5 protein-coding genes are annotated in these 6,446 nt (G+C 60.2%); 1 reads left to right on the top strand and 4 read right to left on the bottom strand.

The genetic code is table 11. The features are described from left to right. Nucleotides 1-596 precede the first annotated feature (596 nt). From C9383_RS26835 to antA, 4 genes are all read right to left on the bottom strand, one after another. The gene (locus C9383_RS26835) at nucleotides 597-2,000 is read right to left on the bottom strand and encodes an amino acid permease (RefSeq protein WP_090368538.1); all 1,404 of its coding nucleotides are present in this window, start codon (nucleotides 1,998-2,000) and stop codon (nucleotides 597-599) included. Between the two features lie 70 nt (nucleotides 2,001-2,070). Further along, nucleotides 2,071-3,078, bottom strand: a complete 1,008-nt coding sequence (gene antC / locus C9383_RS26830) for an anthranilate 1,2-dioxygenase electron transfer component AntC (protein WP_090368540.1) — start codon at nucleotides 3,076-3,078, stop codon at nucleotides 2,071-2,073. A 129-nt stretch (nucleotides 3,079-3,207) separates the two neighbouring features. Continuing rightward, nucleotides 3,208-3,699: an anthranilate 1,2-dioxygenase small subunit gene (gene antB / locus C9383_RS26825; RefSeq protein ID WP_060754415.1), complete on the bottom strand. Its 492-nt coding sequence runs from the start codon at nucleotides 3,697-3,699 to the stop codon at nucleotides 3,208-3,210. After that, on the bottom strand, nucleotides 3,699-5,090 hold the full coding sequence (gene antA, locus C9383_RS26820; protein WP_060754414.1) for an anthranilate 1,2-dioxygenase large subunit: 1,392 nt from the start codon (nucleotides 5,088-5,090) through the stop codon (nucleotides 3,699-3,701). The genes antB and antA overlap by 1 nt, the downstream gene beginning before the upstream one ends. Before the next feature lie 324 nt (nucleotides 5,091-5,414). Here antA and C9383_RS26815 point away from each other — a divergent pair, with 324 nt between their 5' ends. After that, the gene (locus C9383_RS26815) at nucleotides 5,415-6,395 is read left to right on the top strand and encodes an AraC family transcriptional regulator (RefSeq protein ID WP_090372307.1); all 981 of its coding nucleotides are present in this window, start codon (nucleotides 5,415-5,417) and stop codon (nucleotides 6,393-6,395) included. Nucleotides 6,396-6,446 lie beyond the last annotated feature (51 nt).

Here is a 6,446-nt window from a genome sequence, read left to right as displayed (position 1 = left end):
TCCCACGCGGAGCGTGGGAACGAGCATGACTGCGCCATGGCTACTTTCGCGTTTGATCGTCCCCACGCTCTGCGTGGGAACGCAGGCTGTGACGCTCCGCGTCACGTCTCTGAAGGCGGACGCAGAGCGTCCAGGGCGGCATTCCCACGCGGAGCGTGGGAACGAGCATGACTGCGCCATGGCTACTTTTGCGTTTGATCGTCCCCACGCTCTGCGTGGGAACGCAGGCTGTGACGCTCCGCGTCACGTCTCTGAAGGCGGACGCAGAACGTCCTGGGCGGCATTCCCACGCGGAGCGTGGGAACGAGCATGACTGCGCCATGGCTACTTTCGCGTTTGATCGTCCCCACGCTCTGCGTGGGAACGCAGGTTGTGACGCTCCGCGTCACGTCTCTGAAGGCGGACGCAGAGCGTCCTGGGCGGCATTCCCACGCGGAGCGTGGGAACGATCATGACTGTGCCACGGCTACTTTCGCGTTTGATTTGATCGTCCCCACGCTCTGCGTGGGAACGCAGGCTGTGACGCTCCGCGTCACGTCTCTGAAGGCGGACGCAGAGCGTCCTGGGCGGCATTCCCACGCGGAGCGTGGGAATGATCATGACTGTGCCACGGCTACTTTCGCGTTTCTGATCCGCAACCGGTAGGCAATGTAGATAATCCCCACCCACACCGGCATCGCATACACCGACTCGCTGATCCCTGGAATCGCCAGCATGACACTGATGATCATCACCATGAACGCCAGGCACAGGTAGTTGCTGAACGGGAACCAGAAGGTCTTGAACGACGGTGTCAGGCCCTGTTCACCCATGGCCTTGCGGAACTTGATGTGGGTGATGCTGATCAGCGCCCAGTTGATCATCAACGAGGCAACCACCAGCGCAAACAGCAACTCCAGGGCACTTTTCGGCGCGACGTAGTTGACCACCACACACAGCATCGTCACCAGGGCCGAAATCGCCAGGGCGCGGATCGGCACGCCTTGCTTGTTGAGCTTCATCAGCGACTTCGGAGCGTCGCCTTGCTCGGCCAGGCCGAACAGCATGCGGCTGTTGCAGTACACACCGCTGTTGTACACCGACAGCGCCGCCGTCAGCACCACGAAGTTGAGGATGTGCGCTGCCGTGTCGTTGCCGATCAGCGAGAAGATCTGCACAAACGGGCTGCCGCTATAGGCATCGCCCGAGGCGCCAAGGGTTTGCAGCAGCTGGTCCCAGGGGTACAGCGACAGCAGTACGGTCAGGGCGCCGACGTAGAAAATCAGGATCCGGTACACCACCTGGTTGATGGCTTTCGGGATTACCTTGCGCGGCTCACTGGCTTCGGCGGCGGTAATACCCACCAGCTCCAGGCCACCGAACGAGAACATGATGAAGGCCATGGACATCAACAGCCCCATGCCGCCATTCGGGAAGAAACCACCGTGGCTCCACAGATTGCTGACGCTCGCCTGAGGGCCGCCGCTGCCGCTGAACAGCAGGTAGCAGCCGAGCACGATCATGCCGACAATCGCCACCACCTTGATGATCGCAAACCAGAATTCGGCCTCACCGAAGAACTTCACGTTCAGGGTGTTGATCAGGTTCACCGCGACAAAGAACACCAGCGCACTGACCCAAGTCGGGATCTCGGGCCACCAGAACTGGATGTACTTGCCCACCGCCGTCAGTTCGGCCATGCCCACCAGGACGTAGAGCACCCAGTAGTTCCAGCCGGCCAGGAAGCCTGCGTAACCGCCCCAGTATTTATGCGCGAAGTGGCTGAAGGAACCGGCCACGGGCTCTTCGACGATCATCTCGCCGAGCTGGCGCATGATCAGGAATGCGATAAAACCGGCAATCGCGTAACCGAGAATCATCGACGGCCCCGCCGACTTGAGTACCCCGGCCGAGCCGAGGAACAACCCCGTGCCAATCGCCCCTCCCAAGGCGATCAGCTGAATATGCCGGTTCTTCAGGCCACGCTTGAGGCCCACCGGGTTAACCATGTCATCCGCCATTAACATTCCCTTCTGCTTGTTTTTCTTAGGGTAAGTGCACGCCGCATCCGCCCCTCAGAAGTACTGAGGGTCAGATATTACTCTGCGTGAACTTTTCGTAATACAGCTGAACGTCGTTAAGCGCCTGATCCGTCAGCCATTGTTGGATGGATTCGACCATTGGAGGGGGACCGCACAGGTACATATCGGCCGATCTGTCCCGTAATTCGGCCAGGTCGAAATGTTCGGTGAGGTAGCCGCGCTTGCCAGGCCACTCGGGGGACGGGTCACTCAAGACCTCGGTGTAGCGAAAATCAGCAATTTTCGAGGCATAACTCTGAATACGCGCCGCTTCGCACAAATCTTCGGCGCCGCGCACACCGTAATACAGATGCACCGGTTGCTCACAACCGTTGGCGGCCAGCTCATCGAGCATGCCCAGTAACGCCGACAGCCCGGTACCGCCGGCTACCAGCACCAGCGGCTGGGTGACGTGCCTGAGGTAGAACGCCCCCAAGGGCGCTTCCATCAGCACTTCATCACCGACCTGGCAGCGCTCGCGCAAGTAGTTGCTCATCACCCCGTCCGGCAGCAGGCGCACCAGGAATTGCAGCGTCTTGCCCGCACGGTTGGCGAAGGAGTAAGAACGCCAACTGTCGGTGCCGGGCACCGCCAGGCGGGCGTATTGGCCGGGCAGGAAATCCAGGTGTTGATCAAGCTGCACCTGCAGGATCGCGGTGCTGGCCGACACCTGCTGCACCGCGCTGACTGTTCCGCGCACCTGCACCGGCCCCGCAGCGTTGCACAGGCTTGAGTCAAAATCGAAATAGAACGTCGCATCGGACTTCACCCGGGTCTGGCAACTGAGCATCTTGCGCTGTTGCAGGTCGAGGCTGGAAAGCGCCTCGTCGTCCACATAGTCCTGGGTGTATTCGCCGGACTCGCAACGTCCCTGGCAGGTACCACAGACGCCTTCGCGGCAATCCAGCGGGATCTTGATGCCGTTGCGCAAGGCCGCATCCAGCAGGATTTCATGGGCGCCTACGGGAAAGAACAAGGTCTTGCCGTCGGCAAAACTGAAGGCCACTTTGTGATTCATCCATTGTGCTCCACATCAGCATGCGAACTTGTAGTGAGCGGGCTTGCCCCGCGCTGGGCTGCGTAGCGGCCCCAAAAAACAGGAGGGCTGTGCACTCCAGCGCGGGGCAAGCCCGCTTACTACACGTGGTTAGAGGTGATAGAAATCCAGCACCGAGTTGATGGTGTCGTTGAGCAGCAACGTGTGTTTGCGCATGATCAACCAGCTGTCGCCATGGGGTTTGAGACGATATGTAGCGTGCCCGTAAAACTGCTCCGACGTGGCCAGGCGGTAAAACAGCGTGTGCCAGTTCAAGCGCACCTCCAACGTGCCGTCCGCCTGCTCGGCAATCCGCACGTTATTGATCAGGTGCAAGGTGCGTGGCATCGGGGTCGCCGAAGCCGCCTTGCCGGTACGCAAGCGGAACACGCGGTCTTCCAGGCCCGAACGGTTGGCGTAATAGATCAGCGACATCTCCCGCTTGGGGTCGCGGGTATAGACGTGTTCCGAATCCCATTGCGGCAGGTGGAATTCGCTTTGCGGGTCGAACAACTGCACATAGGCGTCCCAATCCTGGGCGTCGCACAGTTCGGACTTGCGGTAGAAAAATTGCTCGATCCGGTACTGCAATTGCGCGTTCATCAGTTCACCTCCCGCAGTTTCAAGGCTTTTTGATCGAGCCCGTTGAGCAGGAACTGCTGCCAGTTGCGGTGCTGGTTCACATACAAACCTTCGTGGGTAAATTCGGTGCCGGTCATGGCCGGTTGGATGCCGATGGCCTCGCTGTTCGGCGTCGGCCCGGTTTCCCAGCGATGGCTGCCGCGGGAAATATCACTCCAGCGTTCCAGGCGGCCCTGGAAACCGCGCTGGGCTTCGCGGAACTCCACCAGGTCATCCGGGGTGCCCATGCCGGACACGTTGAAGAAGTCTTCGAACTGGCGGATGCGGTTTTCACGGTCGGCGTCAGACTCGTGCTTCACCCCCAGGCACTGGCTGATGATCTCGGTCTTGTTCCACGCCACCGGGCGGATGATGCGCAGCTGCGAGCTGATCTGGTCGAGGAAGAACAGGCTCGGGTAGATATTCAGGTTGCGCAGGCGGTGCATCATCCACTCGGCCTTTTGCTGGCCGTGTTCGGACACCAGGCGCGGCATGATGGTGGCGTAGCCGGAGCGCACGCTGGGGTTGGGCATATCGCTGAACAGCACGCTGTGGCCATTGTTGAAGGCGAACCAGCCGTCATCGGTATTCGCGTCGCCGGCACCGAGCTTGCTGTAGTCCAGGGTGGCGGCAGACCCGCTGCCGTTCTCGGTATTCACTTGTTGGCGATGCTGCACCGTGGCCACGTAGTTGTAGTGCACGGTGCTGACGTGATAACCGTCCAGGCCGTTCTCGTTCTGCAGCTTCCAGTTGCCGTCATAGGTATAGGCGGACTTGCCCGGCAGCACTTCCAGCTCCCCGGTGGCGGACTGGGCGACCATCATGTCGAAGAACACTTTGGCATCGCCGAGGAAGTCTTCCAGGCTGTCGCTGCCATTCACGTCCAGGCTGATAAACACGAAGCCCTTGTAGCTCTCGATACGTGCCTTTTTCAGTCCGCGCGTGGCCTTGTCGAAACCCTCCGGGTATTCCCCTGGCGCCTTGACCTTTACCAACCGGCCGTCGCTCTTGTAGCACCAGGCATGGAAGGGGCAGGTGAAGGTGGATTGGTTGCCTTTGCCGACCCGCGTCAGGGTCGTGCCGCGATGCTGGCAGGCGTTGATCAGTGCATTGAGCTGGCCTTCGCCGTCGCGGGTGATGATCATCGGCTGGCGCCCGGCGCGCATCGTCACGAAGTCGTGGTTGTTGGCCAGTTCGCTTTCGTGGCAGGCATAGATCCAGTTCTTTTCGAAGATCAGTTCCATCTCCAGGTCGAACAGTTGCGGCTCGGTGAACATGTCGCGGGCAATGCGGAACACTTCATCCACCGGGCGAAAATCCAGGCAGCCTTCAATAAATGTTTTCCATTGCTCGACGCTTCTTGCACCACTCATGGGAGGCACCTTTTTGATAGGGCTAATCGGTGGTTTATTAGAGGCAGCGGGGCAGGGCGTGGGCTATCCGCTTAATGGGGGAACCTGCTCCGGAAAATTGCCCCGGATAAGTGGGCAGCAAATACCCAACCCAGTGCATGGCGGTGACGGGATGCGCTACTGTCTTGCAGGGCGATGGTCGCAAAAGCCGACTGCTTATCCACTTAGTCGTCCATTGCTATCCACCCGCTGGCAATTGAGCGGGCGTGGCGCATTACTTGCTGTCAAACCACAACGACGCGCCGCCAGAGCGCGCAAATGCCTAACCGCCGTGGGTGCACCCTGATGAGCAGCCAAACGATTCAACGCTTCGACCTGGAAGGCGCCCGCAGCTGGATGTCCGGTATTTGCGGGCCGCATCGCCTGGTGACGGCCACGCCCGAACGCCTGCGCTTCCATCACAGCGCCAATGTGCTCAAGTCCCGCGCCACCACCCTGGGCGTGATCGAATACGGCACGGATGTGACTATCGACATCGAAGACGCCGAGCACTTCAGCAGCTATAGCCTCAGCCTGCCATTGGTGGGCGAGCAAGAGTTGAGCAAGAACGGTGAGCGCCTGAGTTCCAATCGCGACCAAGGGGTGATCATCTCGCCCAACGAGCATCAGGTACTGGCGATTTCCGGTGATTGCCGCAAGTTGCAGGTCGTGATTACGCGGGCGGCGATGAGTGAGTCGCTGGAGGGACTGCTGCAACGGCCGATTGAGGCACCGCTGCGTTTTGAGTCGGTGATGGACGCGGTGGAGGGCGCCTCGGCATCCTGGTGGCGCATGGCGCGCTACTTCATTGCGGAGCTGGAGCACAGCAGCGAATTGTATGAGCAGACGGCGTTTACCCGGGACCTGGAAAGCTCGTTGATCAAGGGGTTGATCCTGGCCCAGCCGAATAATTACTCCGAAGAATTGCGCGACGTGCTCGGGGTGAAACTGCCGCACTATCTGATCCGTGCTCGGCAATACATCCACGACAATGCCCGCGAAGCAGTGCACCTGGAAGACCTGGAAACCGCCGCAGGTGTCTCCCGGTTCAAGCTGTTCGACGCGTTCCGCAAGTACTTCGCCCTGTCGCCCATGGCCTATCTGAAAAAATACCGGCTGGGCGCGGTGCGCCAGGAAATCCTCGAACACGGCGCTACCCGCACCATTTCCGAAATCGCCCTGGGCTGGGGCTTCACCCACCTGGGGCGGTTTGCGGCGGAGTATCGCAAGCTGTTCGATGAGTCGCCGAGCCAGACCCAGCAGCGCAAGCGGCTGCGCAGTCTATGAAGCCCATGAAGATCCAATGTGAGAGGAGGCTTGCTCCCGATAGCGGTGGTT

This window comes from Pseudomonas palleroniana (genome assembly GCF_003031675.1).
GTDB lineage: Bacteria > Pseudomonadota > Gammaproteobacteria > Pseudomonadales > Pseudomonadaceae > Aquipseudomonas > Aquipseudomonas palleroniana.
Note: the sequence above shows the minus strand (reverse complement) of the source record. Positions and strands in the feature narration are given on the sequence as shown.

Bases quoted from the DNA above. Each gene is read 5' to 3' on its own strand.
- antC (WP_090368540.1), bottom strand. From the start codon at position 3,078: ATGAATCACAAAGTGGCCTTCAGTTTTGCCGACGGCAAGACCTTGTTC.
- C9383_RS26815 (WP_090372307.1), top strand. From the start codon at position 5,415: ATGAGCAGCCAAACGATTCAACGCTTCGACCTGGAAGGCGCCCGCAGC.
- antB (WP_060754415.1), bottom strand. From the start codon at position 3,699: ATGAACGCGCAATTGCAGTACCGGATCGAGCAATTTTTCTACCGCAAG.
- antA (WP_060754414.1), bottom strand. From the start codon at position 5,090: ATGAGTGGTGCAAGAAGCGTCGAGCAATGGAAAACATTTATTGAAGGC.
- C9383_RS26835 (WP_090368538.1), bottom strand. From the start codon at position 2,000: ATGGCGGATGACATGGTTAACCCGGTGGGCCTCAAGCGTGGCCTGAAG.